General features: G+C 35.9%; 16 protein-coding genes and 1 tRNA gene. 8 read left to right on the forward strand and 9 right to left on the reverse strand.

The window, feature by feature from the left end:
- Positions 1-171 precede the first annotated feature (171 nt).
- Positions 172-242 (reverse strand) — tRNA-Gln (locus ACODST_RS00005).
- Positions 243-488: 246 nt separating this feature from the next.
- Here ACODST_RS00005 and ACODST_RS00010 point away from each other — a divergent pair.
- Both ACODST_RS00010 and ACODST_RS00015 read left to right on the forward strand, forming a co-directional pair.
- The gene (locus ACODST_RS00010; RefSeq protein ID WP_488930068.1) at positions 489-3,770 is read left to right on the forward strand and encodes a glycosyltransferase family 117 protein; all 3,282 of its coding nucleotides are present in this window, start codon (positions 489-491) and stop codon (positions 3,768-3,770) included.
- A gap of 91 nt (positions 3,771-3,861) precedes the next feature.
- Positions 3,862-4,500, forward strand: a complete 639-nt coding sequence (locus ACODST_RS00015) for a polysaccharide deacetylase family protein (RefSeq protein ID WP_488930069.1) — start codon at positions 3,862-3,864, stop codon at positions 4,498-4,500.
- 19 nt (positions 4,501-4,519) lie between these two features.
- Here the strand turns inward: ACODST_RS00015 and ACODST_RS00020 are convergent, their stop codons facing one another.
- From ACODST_RS00020 to ACODST_RS00050, 7 genes are all read right to left on the reverse strand, one after another.
- On the reverse strand, positions 4,520-4,822 hold the full coding sequence (locus ACODST_RS00020) for a thioredoxin family protein (protein WP_488930070.1): 303 nt from the start codon (positions 4,820-4,822) through the stop codon (positions 4,520-4,522).
- Between the two features lie 72 nt (positions 4,823-4,894).
- Entirely contained in the window at positions 4,895-6,130 is a 1,236-nt protein-coding gene (locus ACODST_RS00025) for a metallophosphoesterase (RefSeq protein WP_488930071.1), read from the reverse strand.
- A gap of 172 nt (positions 6,131-6,302) precedes the next feature.
- Entirely contained in the window at positions 6,303-6,485 is a 183-nt protein-coding gene (locus ACODST_RS00030) for a hypothetical protein (RefSeq protein WP_488930072.1), read from the reverse strand.
- 105 nt (positions 6,486-6,590) lie between these two features.
- On the reverse strand, positions 6,591-7,928 hold the full coding sequence (locus ACODST_RS00035) for a sensor histidine kinase (RefSeq protein WP_488930073.1): 1,338 nt from the start codon (positions 7,926-7,928) through the stop codon (positions 6,591-6,593).
- Between the two features lie 10 nt (positions 7,929-7,938).
- A complete protein-coding gene (locus ACODST_RS00040) occupies positions 7,939-8,613 on the reverse strand; it encodes a response regulator transcription factor (RefSeq protein WP_488930074.1) in 675 nt (224 codons plus the stop codon).
- 188 nt (positions 8,614-8,801) lie between these two features.
- Complete coding sequence (locus ACODST_RS00045) at positions 8,802-8,984, reverse strand: hypothetical protein (protein WP_488930075.1); 183 nt, start codon at positions 8,982-8,984, stop codon at positions 8,802-8,804.
- A gap of 51 nt (positions 8,985-9,035) precedes the next feature.
- Entirely contained in the window at positions 9,036-9,233 is a 198-nt protein-coding gene (locus tag ACODST_RS00050) for a hypothetical protein (RefSeq protein ID WP_488930076.1), read from the reverse strand.
- A 313-nt stretch (positions 9,234-9,546) separates the two neighbouring features.
- Between ACODST_RS00050 and polA the strand changes: the two genes are divergently transcribed.
- Positions 9,547-12,384 carry a DNA polymerase I gene (gene polA / locus ACODST_RS00055; RefSeq protein ID WP_488930077.1) on the forward strand — a complete coding sequence of 946 codons (2,838 nt, stop codon included), beginning with the start codon at positions 9,547-9,549 and terminating at the stop codon, positions 12,382-12,384.
- Between the two features lie 153 nt (positions 12,385-12,537).
- Here the strand turns inward: polA and ACODST_RS00060 are convergent, their stop codons facing one another.
- The gene (locus ACODST_RS00060; protein WP_488930078.1) at positions 12,538-13,563 is read right to left on the reverse strand and encodes a LacI family DNA-binding transcriptional regulator; all 1,026 of its coding nucleotides are present in this window, start codon (positions 13,561-13,563) and stop codon (positions 12,538-12,540) included.
- 209 nt (positions 13,564-13,772) lie between these two features.
- Here ACODST_RS00060 and ACODST_RS00065 point away from each other — a divergent pair, with 209 nt between their 5' ends.
- The 5 genes from ACODST_RS00065 (at position 13,773) to rpsB (ending at position 17,337) form a co-directional block, all read left to right on the forward strand.
- Positions 13,773-14,519, forward strand: a complete 747-nt coding sequence (locus tag ACODST_RS00065) for a ferritin-like domain-containing protein (RefSeq protein WP_488930079.1) — start codon at positions 13,773-13,775, stop codon at positions 14,517-14,519.
- 26 nt (positions 14,520-14,545) lie between these two features.
- A complete protein-coding gene (locus ACODST_RS00070; RefSeq protein WP_488930080.1) occupies positions 14,546-15,358 on the forward strand; it encodes a ferritin-like domain-containing protein in 813 nt (270 codons plus the stop codon).
- Positions 15,359-15,551: 193 nt separating this feature from the next.
- The gene (gene rplM / locus ACODST_RS00075) at positions 15,552-16,007 is read left to right on the forward strand and encodes a 50S ribosomal protein L13 (protein ID WP_111379262.1); all 456 of its coding nucleotides are present in this window, start codon (positions 15,552-15,554) and stop codon (positions 16,005-16,007) included.
- Complete coding sequence (rpsI, locus tag ACODST_RS00080; protein ID WP_026728618.1) at positions 16,007-16,393, forward strand: 30S ribosomal protein S9; 387 nt, start codon at positions 16,007-16,009, stop codon at positions 16,391-16,393. Before rplM ends, rpsI begins: the two co-directional genes overlap by 1 nt.
- 176 nt (positions 16,394-16,569) lie before the next feature.
- Positions 16,570-17,337, forward strand: coding sequence for a 30S ribosomal protein S2 (rpsB, locus tag ACODST_RS00085; protein ID WP_488930081.1), 768 nt, complete (start codon positions 16,570-16,572; stop codon positions 17,335-17,337).
- Positions 17,338-17,456: the final 119 nt, after the last annotated feature.

Raw genomic sequence — 17,456 nt, forward strand, 5'->3', positions numbered from 1 at the left:
AGGACTCGAACCTAGAAAGACGGCACCAAAAACCGTAGTGTTACCATTACACCATGGACCAGCAATTGCGGTTAAGCGGGTGCAAAATTAAAACTTTATTTTGTTTATGCAAATTTTAAGAACAACTTTTTTACATAAAAAAAAGCCTCTCATTTCTGAGAGGCTTTTCTGTTGGTCTACTAGGACTCGAACCTAGAAAGACGGCACCAAAAACCGTAGTGTTACCATTACACCATAGACCAGCAGTGCGGTTAAGCGAGTGCAAATTTAAGGCTTTATTTAATTTGTACAAACTTTTTAATCAAAAAATATTATTTTTTTTTATTTTTTTCACTTTAAAACCGCACGCTCTAACAAAAACCACTCACAAACAGCGCATTACCACTAAGCAATACTTTTACAGAATTTTTTGTTAATGCTCGTTTCTTTACATAAAAAAACATTTTCTTTGTAGGATTGAAAAACATACAAAATTTTAATACCTAAATATGGCACAATTCAATTTCAATAAATGGAATACAATTATTGGTTGGTTTGCATTTGCAATCGCTTTAATTACTTACACACTAACTGTTGAACCTACGATGAGCTTTTGGGATTGTGGCGAATATATTGCCACTGCGGCCAAACTGGAAGTCGGCCACCCTCCCGGAGCACCACTGTTCCAAATGATGGGCGCTTTCTTTGCCATGTTTGCTATAGATGCACAGCATGTAGCCCTGATGGTAAATATGATGTCTGTTTTTTCAAGTGCCTTTACTATATTATTTATGTTTTGGTCTTCTTCTATGATTTTAAAGAAAATTATAGCCCGTTTTGCCGAAATCAACCAAAGCAACTCTATTGTAATTTTAGGAAGTTCGTTTGTTGGAGCATTGGCTTACACTTTCTCTGACAGCTTCTGGTTTAATGCCGTTGAAGCCGAAGTGTATGCAATGGCCTCTTTATTAATCGCCCTGCTTTTCTGGCTTGGTTTACGCTGGGAACAGGATATGGACAAACCAAAAGGAAACAAATGGCTGCTGATCATCTCTTTGGTTATAGGACTTTCGTTTGGTGTTCACTTCATGGCGCTTCTTACTATTCCATCCATTGGTTTCCTTTACTATTTCAAACACTACGAAAAAGTTACTCTTAAAAATTTCATTATCGCCAATATAGTGGTAATCGGAATTTTGTTGTTCATCTTCAAATTACTGCTTCCTTTAACGATGGCTTTCTTTGGTAAAACCGAAATTTTTATGGTTAACAATCTTGGACTGCCTTTTAACTCCGGAACCATTTTTGTGGTTTTACTTTTAATTGCTTTCTTTTATTTTGGATTAAAATTTACAAGACAAAAAGGACTTATCTTTTACAACACTATCATTCTTTGTATCTTATTTATATTAATTGGATTTTCGACCTGGATGATGCTTCCGGTGCGTGCCAATGCCAACACGGTGATCAACGAAAACAAACCTTCGGATGCCGCCGAGGTTCTGGCTTATTACAATCGTGAGCAGTATGGTGTAAATCCTTTATTTTATGGTCCGCAATATACTGAGGTTTTTGCCGGCCTTGATGCCAAAACACCTTACTCAGACAAAAAGCCTAACTACGAAAGAGATTACAAAACTGGTAAATATATTATTACCAATAATTATAAAAACGCAGATCAGAACAGCGACGACAATCAAAAAACGTTTCTGCCAAGAATGTGGAGTACCGAAAACGGACACATTCAAAACTATATTAATTTTACAAACCCTCCTAAATTCCGTATTAATCCAAATTATGATTACGAGGAGGATTTAGGCAAATACGGAATCGATGCCAGTCAGCTAAGCGAAGAAGAATACAACAAAGCGATGGCACAGCTGCGTAATGAAGTAGAAAAAACTGTGGCCGAGTTCAGAAATGCGTACGCTCAGAAACAAATCGATAACGAAGGTTATGTTAAGTTCCTGAACAGCTATAAAGATTACTTAATCATAGAAAAACCATCTACAGTTGACAATTTCAGCTTTATGTTTGAATATCAGTTTGGCTATATGTACTGGAGATATCTGATGTGGAATTTTGTCGGACGCCAAAGTGATGTTCAGGGCAAATACGATAACTTAGACGGAAACTGGATCAGCGGTATTAAACCTCTTGACTCGATTCACCTGGGTTCGCAGGATAATTTACCGGCCGATGTTCTAAACAACAAAGGACGAAATGCCTATTATTTCCTTCCTTTTATATTAGGTTTAATAGGTTTAATGTATCATGCCAATAAAGACCTCAAAAGCTTTTATGTACTTCTGGCATTATTCTTATTTACCGGAATAGCTTTGAAAATTTACTTAAACGAAAGACCTTTTGAACCTCGTGAAAGAGATTATGCCTTAGTAGGCTCTTTTTATGTCTTTGCCATCTGGATTGGTTTTGGGGTTTATTCCTTATATGAAAGTATTCAAAAATACCTGGCACCAAAAATTGCGGGACCCGTTATTATTGCCGGAAGTTTATTAGCCGCACCTGTATTAATGGCTGCTCAAAACTGGGACGATCACGACAGATCTAACCGATATACCGCTGTTGCCATGGCCAAAGCGTACTTAAGCTCCTGTGATCAAAATGCTATTTTATATACAATTGGTGATAACGATACGTTCCCGTTATGGTACGCACAGGAAATCGAACATTTCAGAACCGATGTGAAAATTGTAAATACCAGTTTATTTATGACAGACTGGTACATCGATCAGATGAAAGCGAAATCATACGAATCTGACCCGCTGCCAATCTCTTTTACACATGACCAGTTCGTAGGAGATAATTTGGATTATGTTGCTCATATCCCTAAAATTGACACCCGCTGGAACATTAAGGATTTTATTGATTTTATTAAAAATCCAAAATCAACAGTAGGTTTACAAAACGGACAAACCATCCATTTTTACCCAACCAACAAAATCAGGGTAAATGTAGATAAAGACATAATCATCAAAAATAAAGTAGTAGATCCGAAGTACAATGATTCAATTGTTCCTTATATGGATATTACTATCAAAGGAAGTGCGCTTTACAAAAACCGACTAATGATGCTGGACATTCTTGCCAACAACAACTGGAAACGTCCTATTTATTTTAGCGGAGGTGCTTTTGACGACGAGGATTATTTATGGCTGAAAGACTATCTGCAGCTAGACGGAATGGTATACAAACTGGTTCCAATTAAAAATACGCCATCTAAAGACGGAGGTCCAATGGATATGGGACAAATCGATGCCGATAAAATGTACAATATTGTAATGAAATGGGATTGGGGCAACAGCGAAAGTGATAAAATCTATCACGACCCTGAAACCAGAAGAAACAGCATTACCTACCGTACTAACCTTTCCCGTTTAATGAACGAACTTATTGCCGAGGGTAAAATTGACAAAGCTAAAAATGTGATTAATCTGGCGATGACTAAAATGCCTTTGGATAAATTTGGCTATTACTCTTTAGTTGAACCTTTTGCCGATGGTTATTACAAAACGGGAGACACTGCCAAAGCACACGACCTGCTTGATAAACTGGTCAACAAATACAAGCAAAACCTGGATTATTACAAAACGCTGAGTGGTTCAGACCAGACTGACCTTGCAATTGACATTATTACCGATATCGAGCGTTACAGAAGTTTACTTCATGTAATGAAAGGAAATAAGGATACTGCTTTTTATGAAACCCATAAAAAGGTATTCAACACTTATGTGAATATTTTTGAACGTTTTGGACGTGAGAAAGAATAATATACGAAAATTATATTGATTAAAAAAATGCAGTGCTCCTTGATAAAGAGCGCTGCATTTTTTATTTTTACGTATCGCTAAATCAGTAAAAATGAGCTTTTATTGGGTAAAAACTAACAAATTCATAAAAAAGGTATTTTCAAAGTATTGCTGGGATATTCCTAACAATGAAAAGAAAATATACTTAACCTTTGATGACGGACCAACTCCTGAGATTACAGACTGGGTTCTGTCTGAATTGAAAAAATTTGATGCCAAAGCGACCTTTTTCTGTATTGGAAAAAACATCAAAGCCAATTTATCTTTGTTTGAAAAATTAATCCACGACGGACATTCCATAGGCAATCATACCATGAACCATGTTAATGGCTGGAAACTTCAGACTAAAGATTATATCGAAAATGTAAAAAGCTGTGCCGCCGTTCTCGAAGAAGAGTTCCATTCAAACCGCCTCATATTTCGTCCGCCTTACGGAAAAATCAAAAAAGCACAATCTAAAATCCTTCGAAAACTAGGCTATAAAATTATCATGTGGGATGTTTTGAGCGCCGACTTCGATCAATCGATTACTCCTGAAAAATGTCTTGAGAATGTTACTAAAAATGTAAAATCAGGAAGCGTAATTGTGTTTCATGACAGTATAAAAGCATCGCCAAATTTAAAATTTGCCCTGCCAAAAACCTTACATTTTTTAAAAGAAAACGGATATAAGTTTGATATTATCCACTAAATAATATCTTTTAGAAGTTTTATACGTCGAATTGATCCTGAACAATTCCAATAAGTGTATTTGCGTCCAGTTCTCCGGATTGTCTCCAGATCATCTGACCGTCTTTATAAATCATTAAAGTCGGAAGTCCTTTAATTCGTAATGCCTCTGCCAGTTCCTGATTTTTATCTACATCAATTTTAATCACCTTGGCTTTGTCGCCTAGCGCAGCCGCTACATCCTTAATTACCGGATGCATCAGTACTGATGATTCGTTCCAGTCTGTGTAGAAGTCAATTAACACTGGAACCTGGGCATTTATTAGTTCTCCAAATTTTGACATAAAACCAAAAAATTTAATTCTTTTAATCTGTTAAAAAGAGATAATTAATACAAATGTAGCATTTTTAACGAATTAAGCCACATTCTTCCCTTTTTTTAGTTCAATCACCGTGATTTCCGGCATAATTCCCACACGTCCCGGATAGGCATGAAAACCAAATCCACGGTTTACATAAACATATTTTCCCGCTTCTTCATAAAGCCCGGCCCATTGTTTATAAATGTACTGCGCCAGACTCCATTTAAAATAACCCGGAATTTCAATTCCAAACTGCATGCCGTGCGTATGACCTGCCAATGTCAGATGAAAATTCTTGGAATGCCCTTTAATTTCGGCATCCCAATGACTTGGGTCATGACTCATTAAAACCTTAAAATCATCCTTATTCAGATTTTCAGAAGCTTTGTTCAGATCTCCTGCTTTTTTAAAGTTCACTCCCCAGTTTTCAACCCCCACTACTGCTATTTTATCCTGTCCTTTTTGAATAGTCCTATTTTCATTCAGTAAAAGATCAAAGCCAATTTTACCATACAAACTTTTAATTGCTGCAAAATTTTCATCTTTTTCTTTCTGAGACGGCCAGGTTACATACTCTCCATAATCATGATTTCCTAAAACGGCAAATTTTCCGTACTTGTATTCTTTTATTCTGTTAAAAGTTTCCAGCCACGGATGCATTTCTTTGGCATGCGTATTTACAATATCTCCTGTAAACAAAATCATATCAGCTTCCTGATCGTTAATCAGATCAATAGCATAATTGATTTTTTCCGGATTATCAAAACTTCCGCTGTGAACATCTGAAATCTGTGTTATTTTAAAACCGTCAAATTCATCAGGAAGATCCGGGAAATAGATAGTTTGCCGGAATACTTTAAAATTGTATTTCCCTTCAAAAATACCATAAATCAAAGACAGGAAAGGAACTGCGGCAAGCCCCAAAGCAATCTGACTGACAAACTTTCGTCTCTCCGGCATCATTTCTTTTCGGGGTGTATGGTAAACAAAATAATTTAAGATACTCGCTCCTACTCTGATGATATCTTCTCCAAACATTATTAAGGTAAGCACTATTTTGGGCACATAAACCAACAGCATCAATCCTGTAGTAAACATAAACTGTTTAGTCTGCCCTACGGAACGGTCAACCTGAGAAAATGAATAGATAATAAACAGCAGAATCATCAGGCTTATCACCTGATAACCAATCAAAACCCATCTTAGTTTTATTAAAGTACGAAAGGCCTGGTAAGAATAGAACTCAATAAATACAAAAAGAGCACAAAGAATTACAAAACGAAGGATCATTAAATTAAGTTTTAAGCAAAGTAACAAAGAATGAAAATTGTATCGCTTTTTATTATCAAAAATTTAACTCAAAAATAGCGAAAGCTGATAGATTGCTCTACCAGCCTTCGCCGCCAAATTATTTAAAAACCTTTATCCTACAGCTAAGTCTGACATCCAAACTTATGCTGTTTTATTTTTGCGCTTTTGCCGCTTCTGGCTTAGCTTCTGCCTTTTTAGCTTTTTTATCTGCCTTTTTTTCTTTTTTAGGGGTTTTGGCTTCTTTTGCCGGAGCTTCTTTTGCGGGAGCTGTCTGAGCATTTACCATTACAGTTGTTCCTAAAACTGCCACTGCTAATAAAACTAATTTTTTCATGACTATAGATTTTATGATGATTATTATTTCATTATTGATACTTCAAAGGTAGCCCCCCAACATGAAGACAAAATGAAGATTCCGCCTGTCTGAAAAAATTAACTTTTAATTGTGTTTTACTGCTTCAGGAAATACCAGAGTAAAGGTTGTTCCCTTTTCTAAAACTGATGTCACTTTAATTTCGATATGATGAAAAACAGCAATACTTTTAGCAATAGCAAGTCCCAGCCCCTGCCCTTCCTGATCTGAACTTACACGTGCAAAACGGTTAAAAATGTTTTCAGTCTGAGGTTCGGTTAAACCAATACCGGAATCTTTGATAGAAATAAAATACTGATGATGCAAAAATCCGTCTTCCACCACAATACTGCCATGCGGTTTATTATACTTTACAGCATTCGTAACCAAATTATAAATTAGAATATGAATTAAGGTTTTGTTACCTGTAAAAGCATAATCATGCTCCATGCTATTTCTGAACTCAATTCCTTTATCGTCAATACGATCCTGAAGATCTTCCTGAAGCTCCTGTATCATTTCTTTAAAGCAAATACTTTCATTGGCCTCATACTGATTGTTTTCAATTCTGGAGATCAACAGTAAATTATTAATGATTTTTTTGAGCATATCGAGTGTTTTCAAAGCTCCCGCAATTTTATCTACTGCGTTATCATCCAGCGAATCGTTCTGAAGCAGATTCTCCAGCTTGTTTTTCAATAAAGCAATCGGGGTTAAAAGTTCGTGCGAAACATTCGATATAAACTGTTTTTCTTTCTTAAAAAGTTCTGCTATACGGTCCATCATTTGGTTTAAAACCAGATCCAGTTCCCTAAAATCCCTTGATTTGGCATTAATTGGAGTATGATCAAAAACTTCGGGCTCATTTACACGCCTTATTTTTGTATCGATAATTTTATAAAAAGGTTTTAGAAGATATTCTATATAAAAAGTATCCGCCAGAAAAGTAACTAAAAGAATAATCACCAAAACGATTATAATAAACAGTTTAATAATAAAAGTCAGGTCTTTTACCTCGCTTAAGCTGCTTCCAATTTCGAGCTGATAGTCCTGATTTTCATAGCTGAAATGATACTGGAGAATCCGGTACTCATTTTCTTCCCCTTCAATAATACGGTATTCATTACTAAAGGTCGTTTTCTTTTCATGCGGTTTTACAGGAACTCTTGACAAAACCAAAAACTCACTGTGAAGGGTCGAAAACTGAGAATAGGCCTCTGTAGAATCCTCTTCGTTTTCAATAAAATCATTGATTTCTTTCTGATTCAGATGCTCGATAAACTTGGTTTTCTTTTCGGTTAACCCGTTATTAATATGCCGGTACACCACATTCTCTACCAGAATAGGAAGCATCAGCCACAAAATCAGGATGACCAGCAATCTGGTTAGTGCATTAAAAATGGCCAATTGATGTTTTATCTTCACAGCAGTCTATTTATTCATTAATTCGATATCCCACATTCCGAACCGTTTCAAACCAGTCGATTGAAGTATGTTTGTCCAATTTTTTTCGAAGGTTCCGAACGTGTACGTCTATGAAATTAGAATCGGAATTGATCTCAAGAATATCTCCCCAGATATGTTCTGTTAACTGGAGCCTGGTAATTACCCTGTTTTTATTTAGTACGAGATACTGAAAAATATCAAACTCTTTTTTAGTAAGATTTAAAGGCACTTCGTTAAAACTCACTTTATAATCCTGAAGCTGCAGTAAAAACCCGTGAATACTTAAATTATTTAAGGTAAAACCATGAATACGGCGAATTACCGCAAACAATCGGGCTGCCAGTTCTGTCAGTGCAAAAGGTTTCGTCAGGTAATCATCGGCCCCCAGATGAAGACCGTTAATCCTGTCATCCAGTTCTCCTCTGGCTGTAAGTACAATTACCGCCATTTTCGATTTTGTTTTCCGGACTGTTTTGAGGACTTCAAAACCATCTCCGTCTGGCAGTCCCAGATCCAGCAGCATGGCATCATAATCATTACTGCCAAATTCCTCAAGGGCGTCGGCACAATTATGGGCAATTTTACATATATAACCGGCATTGCACAAAAAGTCATATACTTCCACTGCAAGCTCCCTGTTATCTTCAACAATCAAAACATTCATAAAACATGACATTTAAACGCAACTAAAATTAAGCAATTATCAAAAGTCCCGTTACGCATTATTAAAAAATTAACGCACAAAAAAGAGCCGGCAAATTACTTTACCAGCCCTTTCCAATCGCATTCTCATGATCATTATCTCTGTTTTGTTACCGTTACAATTTTCCGGAAACAAAACAAAAACAACTTTTATTTTTTCACGTTTGCGGTTTCTTCTTTTGGAGCTTCAGCTTTTGCTTTTTTATTTCCTTTGTGATGATGTTTGGCTGCTTTTACCTCTTTTGCCGGAGCTGACTGAGCCGGAGTTGTCTGAGCATTTACCATTACAGTTGTTCCTAAAACTGCCACTGCCAATAAAATTAATCTTTTCATGATTTCTAAACTTTTAAATTAATAACCTTTTATACTAAAAAATACTTTTATTTATTTTTTTACTTTTGGTGTTTCTGCTTTTGGAGCTTCACTTTTCACTGATTTTGTTTTTTTATCAGTTTTGCTTTTTGAATGCTTCACCGCTTTTACTTCCTTAACAGGAGCTGTTTTTACCTCTTTGGCAGGAAATGCATGAACCATTGCACTAGTTCCTAAAACTGCCACTAATAACATCATTAAATTTCTCATGATTTCTAAATTTTTAAATTAAATACCTTTTATTTTACAGATCAAAATTACTTTCTGAAAATGAAGGAAAAATGAAGAAATGCCTGAATAAAAAAAATTAACTTGATATTAACGCTTTACTGATTTTTGGCCCCTTTATATTATATAAGCATATTTAATTCATAGTCGTAATCTTTAAATGCTCTGCTGTCCATCTCTACAAGCGCATGTACCGATCAAATGAACCTATATAACTTATATGGTGGAAAAAAAATCTTGCCAGTCTGATTTTTGAGAACCCAATTGTTTATTTTTACAGACTAATATTTTTAATATGTCAACTCAAAAACGCCTTTTTCTTCTAGATGCTTATGCACTTATTTTTCGTGGTTATTATGCCTTTATAAAAAACCCGAGAATCAACTCAAAAGGAATGGATACCTCTGCCATTATGGGATTTATGAATTCTCTTCTGGATGTTATCAAAAGAGAAAAACCAGATCATTTAGCAGTTGCTTTTGACAAAGGGGGAAGCCAGTTACGAAACGAAATATTTCCGGAGTACAAAGCCAATCGCGACGTTACGCCCGAAGCAATCAAAATTGCCGTTCCTTATATATGTGAACTATTAAAAGCCATGCACATCCCGATTATTGAAGTAGAAGGGTTTGAAGCCGATGACTTAATTGGAACCATTGCCAAACAGGCCGAAAAACAAAACTATAAAGTGTTCATGGTAACGCCCGATAAGGATTTTGCCCAGCTGGTTTCGGACAACATCTTTATGTATAAACCAGCCCGTATGGGCAACGGAATTGAAATTTGGGGTGTTCCTCAGGTATTGGAAAAATTCGAAATCGACCGTCCGGAACAGGTAATCGATTTTCTGGGTATGATGGGTGATGCAGCCGATAATATTCCGGGACTTCCGGGAGTTGGCGAAGTTACTGCCAAAAAACTTTTAAAAGAATTTGGCACCATGGAAAACCTTTTAGCAAACACCGATAAGCTGAAAGGCAAAATGAAAGAAAACATCGAAGCTAATAAAGACAAAGGATTATTATCTAAAAAACTGGCCACGATTTTATTAGACTGCCCGGTAGTTTTTGATGAAAACGATTATGAGTTAACACGCCCTGATATCGAAAAAACAGATGCTATTTTTCAGGAATTAGAATTCAGAAGAATGGCAGAACAGTTTGATAATTTGTTTAAAACAGATGGAACGCAGACTACCGCTCCGGCTGCAGATGCTAAATTGTATAAAAAACCACAGCCTAAAAACGAAGACCAATTTGATCTTTTTGGAAGCACTTTAACAGACGATCATGCAGATGCTCCAAGAACTTCATTCTATAATACTTTAGAAGACACTCCACATTCTTATCAAACAGTTCAAGGTGATTTGGGTGTAAAACTGCTTTTGCAGAATTTAGAAAAACAGACTTCAGTTTGTTTTGATACTGAAACTACCGGAATTGATGCTTTGCATGCAGAATTGGTTGGAATGTCGTTTTCTTATGAAAAAGGGAAAGCATTTTATGTTCCGTTTCCGGAAAATCAGGAAGAAGCAAAAGTCTTAGTTGAGAAATTTGTTCCGTTTTTTGAAAATGAAAATATTGAAAAAATCGGTCAGAATTTAAAATACGATTTAAAAATCCTTTCTAACTACGGCGTCACTGTAAAAGGAAAACTTTTCGACACGATGATCGCGCATTATCTAATCAATCCGGATATGCGTCATAATATGGATATTTTGGCAGAAACCTATTTAAAATATTCTCCAAAATCAATCGAGACTTTGATTGGTAAAAAAGGAAAAAATCAGCTTTCGATGCGTGATGTTCCTCTGGAAGATATTAAAGAATATGCTGCTGAAGATGCTGATATTACGTTACAATTAAAAGAAATCTTCACCACTGAATTAGACAAAACAGAGACTAAAAAGTTATTTGACGAAATCGAAATTCCATTAGTAAGCGTTTTAGCTGCTATGGAAACCGAAGGAATTCGTCTGGATGTTGAATTCTTAAAAGAAATGTCTAAAGAGATGGATGTTGAAATCAAATCTCTTGAAGAACAGATATACGAAACTGCCGGCGAGAAATTCAATCTGGCTTCTCCAAAACAATTAGGAGATATTTTATTTGAAAAGCTTAAAATTGGCGGAGCAAAACAAAAGAAAACCAAAACAGGTCAATACGCAACCGGAGAAGAAGTTTTAACGTATTTAGCAAATGATAACCCAATCGTAAAACAAATTTTGGATTGGCGTCAGATGGTAAAACTACAAAGCACTTATATTCTAGCTTTACCAGAACAAGTTGATAAAAAGACGCAACGCGTTCATACCGATTATATGCAGACTGTTGCTGCAACAGGACGTTTGAGTTCCAACAATCCAAACTTACAGAACATTCCGATTCGTACCGAAAGAGGTCGTCAGATTCGTAAAGCTTTTGTGGCACGCGATGAAAACTACACTTTAATCTCTGCCGATTACTCTCAGATCGAATTGCGAATTATTGCAGCTTTGAGCGGTGAAGAAAACATGATTAAAGCTTTCCAAAACGGAGAAGACATTCACAGAGCAACTGCCGCAAAGGTATTCAATGTTGCCTTGGATGAAGTATCACGCGAACAAAGAAGCAACGCTAAAACCGTAAATTTTGGAATTATTTATGGGGTTTCTGCTTTTGGACTGAGCAATCAGACTTCATTATCCAGAAGCGAAAGTGCTGCTTTGATTGATGCATATTACAAAACGTATCCAAGATTAAAATCTTATATTTCAGAACAAGTTGAATTTGCACGCGAAAAAGGTTACGTACAAACTATTTTAGGTCGCCGCCGTTATTTAAAAGATATTAATTCTGCAAATGCTGTAGTAAGAAGCGCTGCTGAACGAAATGCTGTAAACGCACCAATTCAGGGAAGTGCTGCCGATGTGATTAAAATCGCCATGATCAACATTCATAAAAAGTTAAGAGACGAAAACTGGAAATCTAAAATGTTACTTCAGGTACATGATGAGCTTGTGTTCGATGTTCACAAAGATGAACTCGAAAAAATCCAGCCAATGATCAAACACGAAATGGAAAATGCTTTTAAAATGTCGGTTCCTTTAGAAGTTGAATTGGGAATGGGTAAAGACTGGTTAGAAGCACATTAATAGAATTTTAGATTTCAGATTCTTGATTTTAGATTTTTTTTATCAAGAGGACAACACAATCTTATCATTTCTCCTTCGTCAGAAATGACATCTGTATAAAAAAAGGACTGTTCAGAAGAACAGTCCTTTTTTTTCAATTTTTATATCTTTTATTTAAATTTTTCTGGTAGATTCTCTTTCTTTCAATTTTGTCTTGATCACAATGGTTTCGTATTCTGAAACTGTTCCTTCCGGCTCTTCTAATCTTTCGATTAATCTTTTAGCTGCCACTTCTCCAATTTCGACTCCATGCTGACTTACTGTGGTTAAACTTGGTGATAAACGTCTGGAAGCTAAAATTCCGTCAGCAAAACCAATAATCGAAATATCTTCCGGAACTCTGTATCCTTTTTTCAAACTCACTCTTAACGCTGCAACAGAATCATTTTCATCCAAAGCAAAGATTCCGTCAATTTTATGATCAAAAATACCTTCGATTTTAGCTTTCATATCTTCTTCAGAATCGGTACGAAGAATAATTTTTTCGTTAATTGGAATGTTATTGTCTTTTAATGCTTTCAAATATCCTTCTGTTCTTAGTTTCCCAACACTAATATTATCTACAGAAGAAATCAGAGCAATATTTTTACAACCCAAATTAATTAAATGCTGTGTTGAGTTGATAGCCGAATCATAATCGTCTACTACTACTTTATCACAATCTACTTCATCAGCAATACGGTCAAACATTACGATTGGCGTTCCATCGTTGATAATTTCAGAAAAGTGATTGTAATCCTGAAGTTTTTGCGCTTCTTGCGAAACAGACAAAATAAACCCGTCGATAGTTCCATTGCTGAGCATTTCTAATGTATGAACTTCTTTCTCCAAAGATTCATTAGAAATACAGGTAATTACATTATATCCTTTTTTATCGGCAACTTTTTCGATACCACTAAAAACTTTCGCAAAAAAAGAATTCAATATATTAGGTATAATTACACCTATCGTTTTAGTCTTACGATTCTTCAAATTCAGACCAATAACATTCGGCTTATAATTTTTGAGTTTGGCATACTCTTTAATTTTCACCTTCGTCTGCTCACTAATTTCCGGACTGTCATTCAGTGCCTTAGACACTGTAGACACGGAAACACCCAGTTCTTTTGCAATTTGTTTTAGAGTTGCTTTAGCTTTCATCCATTAAAAGTTTAAGTAATTAATACAAATATAGTAGAATTACCGAAAATAAAACAAAAAACAACCACCAGTATTTGAAATTATACGGCCTATTCGAAATAATACTAAAAAAGAATGATTTTTCTGAAACCGTATTTCTAAAAATTTCGTTAATAATTAAATACCGAATAACTAGAAACCAATGTTGTTAACTATTAAAAAACGTAATTATGAAAAACGAAGTTAAAATTCAGGAAGTTAATCCTTCTCTGAACAGCAGAAGGAGCTTTCTTAAGCTCAGTGGACTAACATTAGTGACCGCAGGTTTGGTTATGGCAGGCTGCAGCGATAATGACAATGATGATGATATGGATGATACCTCTCTGCCAGGAATACGAAATGGTATCTTCGATTTAGGTTCGGGAGATTTTGGCGTTCTTACCTACGCCTACGCACTGGAACAATTAGAAGCCGATTTTTATACTAAAGTGGTCAATGCCAGCAGCTTCAATACTACATTCAGTACAGTTGAACGTGAGGTATTAACAGACTTGTACCATCATGAAGTGGTGCACAGAGATTTCTTTAAAGCAGCTTTAACCGGAGCACTTCCAGATCCAAGTTCTCAGTTACTTTCTTCCCTGGCATTTAACTATGGCTCTTTAAATTTTAATAGCCGTACAGAAGTTTTAGCTACTGCGAAAGCATTGGAAGATACAGGTGTTGCTGCCTATAATGGTGCAGGTAAATTAATTAAAACGGCAGACTATTTATTATTAGCAGGAAAAATTGTTTCGGTAGAAGCCAGACACGCCTCAGCAATAAGAAGTTTAATTAATCCCAACTCTAATGATTTTGCCGGAGATGATATCGTAAGCGCTTCAACCGGATTGGATGCTGCCATGGATCCTTCAAAAATCCTACCAGTTGCAGCAGGTTTTATTACCACAAAATTCACGGCTAATTATCTGCCATAATCTTAACCAGCTAAAATTTAGAAATTATGAGTATTTTAAAATTTATAGAAAGCTTTACGGACGACAATTTAATGAAAAGTACCGGCTCCAGAAGAGACAGCTTTTCTCAGTTTGGAAACATTGGGAAAAATTTAGCCTTAGCATCAATCCCATTTGGATTATCGGCTCTAACCAATAAAATATTTGCAAATGACATTACAGCAACACCAGCTACTCCAATTGGAGCTTTGCAATTTGCACTAACATTAGAATATCTTGAAAATGAATTTTATGCCATGGCATTAGATTCAGGCGTTATTCCGGCTTCTGAAAACGGCGGACGTGATTTAAAAGTATTCCAACAAATTGCTGCACATGAATCTGATCACGTAAAATTCCTGATTGCAGGATTAGGTGGAACCGCAAGTGCTAATTTTGTTCCAAAACCAACTTTTGATTTTACGGTTGGAGGGGCATTCAATCCTTTTGGTGATTATCCAACATTTTTAGCTTTGGCTCAAGCTTTTGAAGACACAGGCGTAAGAGCTTATAAAGGACAAGCCGCCAATCTAATTACCACTCCAGATTTACTAACGGCAGCTCTTCAGATTCATTCGGTTGAAGCACGCCACGCTTCTGAAGTAAGGAGACTTCGAGGTTTAAAAGGATGGATTTCCAATGCTGAAAGAGGAGCGGGAATGCCAGCCGCAACCCAGGCAGTGTATGATGGCGAAGGTGTAACCATGCAGGCAGGATTCAATACAGCTACCGCTTTTGGCGCTGCAGCGGGTTCAGAAGCTTATGATGAACCACTTACAACACAGCAAGTAGTTGACATAGCTAATATATTTATTGTATAATAATTATTTTTCTAAATATTTAACCGTCTTTACTTTATTGTAGAGACGGTTTTTTTATTCCCTAATTAATCCAAAAACTGAAGCCCTGATTTTCAGCAGATAAAATATTCTTTCAGGTATTTGGTTTTAAAATAATTAATTGTACTTTTGCATCCCCTTTATTGGGGATGGAATGTTTAATTAAAATAATATTATGGACGCATTAAGCTACAAAACAGTTTCAGCAAGTAAAGCCACTGTAACTAAAGAGTGGATTGTTGTTGACGCTGAAGGTCATAACTTAGGACGTCTTGCTTCTAAAGTTGCAATGATTTTAAGAGGTAAGTACAAGCCAAGTTACACACCGCACGTTGACTGTGGAGATAACGTAATTGTTATCAACTCAGAGAAAATTAACCTTACAGGTACAAAAATGAATGACAAAATTTACATGCGTCATACAGGTTACCCAGGAGGACAAAGAACTTTAACTGCTAAAGTATTGCAAGCTAAAAATCCAGCTGCATTAGTAGAAAAAGCTGTAAAAGGTATGTTACCTAAAAACAAATTAGGTGCTGAACTTTTTAGAAATCTAAATGTTGTTGTAGGAGCTGAGCACAAACACGGAGCTCAAAAACCTAGAACTGTTAACCTAAATGATCTTAAGTAATGGGAGTTATTCACAAAATCGGTAGAAGAAAAACCGCTGTTGCACGTGTATACGTTTCTGAAGGAACTGGAAACATCACTGTAAACAAAAAAGAATTCGCAACTTACTTTCCAACTGCAACTTTACAGTACAAAGTTTTACAACCGCTTTCTATGACAGAAAACGCTGGTAACTTTGACGTAAAAGTAAACGTTTACGGAGGTGGTACAACTGGTCAGGCAGAAGCTGTAAGAATGGCATTAGCACGCGTAATGTGTGAAGTTAACGCTGAAAACAGAGCTATCCTTAAACCAGAAGGTTTATTAACAAGAGACCCAAGAATGGTTGAACGTAAGAAATTCGGTCAGAAGAAAGCTCGTAAGAGATTCCAGTTCTCTAAACGTTAATATTACCTGTCTTGTTCAGATGGGACAAGACATTATCAATTATTTATTGAAATTAAAAAACACAGTTATTGTTGCTCTCCTATCGAGGTAGGATATAGTTTAGCATCTAAATGTATGAAGCCAGAGAAATCGCCATTCACACATTGCTAATCAACAGAACGTAAACTAGTACAAAAATGGCAAACAAAATAGAAGTAAAAGAATTACTAGAAGCAGGTGTTCACTTCGGACACATGACTAGAAAATGGGATCCAAATATGGCTCCTTACATTTATATGGAGCGTAATGGTATTCATATCATTAACCTATATAAAACTGCAGCTAAAATTGAAGAAGCTAATGAAGCTTTGAAAAAAATCGCTGCATCAGGTAGAAAAATCTTATTCGTAGCTACCAAAAAACAAGCAAAAGACATCGTTGCTGATAAAGCAAAAGCAGCAAACATGCCTTACATCACTGAAAGATGGCCAGGCGGTATGTTGACTAACTTCGTAACTATCAGAAAGGCAGTTAAAAAAATGTCTTCTATCGATAAAATGAAGAAAGATGGTACTTTCAACACTTTATCTAAAAAAGAGCGCTTACAAGTTGATCGTCTACGTGCTAAATTAGAGAAAAACTTAGGTTCAATTGCTGATATGTCTAGACTACCTGCAGCATTGTTCGTAGTAGATATCAAAGCTGAACACATCGCAATAAAAGAAGCTCAAAAATTAAACATTCCAGTTTTCGCAATGGTTGATACGAATTCTGACCCAAGAGAGGTTGATTACGTGATTCCTGCAAATGATGACGCTTCTAAATCAATTGACAAAATTTTATCTTTAGTGACTACTGCAGTAATCGAAGGTCTTTCTGACAGAGGTGCTGAAAAAGAAATTGAAGCTGCTGAAGAAGCTCCTGCTGTTGAAGCTGAAGCTGAAGCTCCTGCAACTGAAGAATAAATCAAAATTTAAATTCCAAATTTTAAATTCCAAAATCCAACCAGAATTAAAAACGTTATGTTGATAATTTATTAAAATTGGAGTTTGGGATTTAAAAGCTGGAATTTTTTACTTTTAAA

Source organism: Flavobacterium sp. FG19, assembly GCF_057809475.1.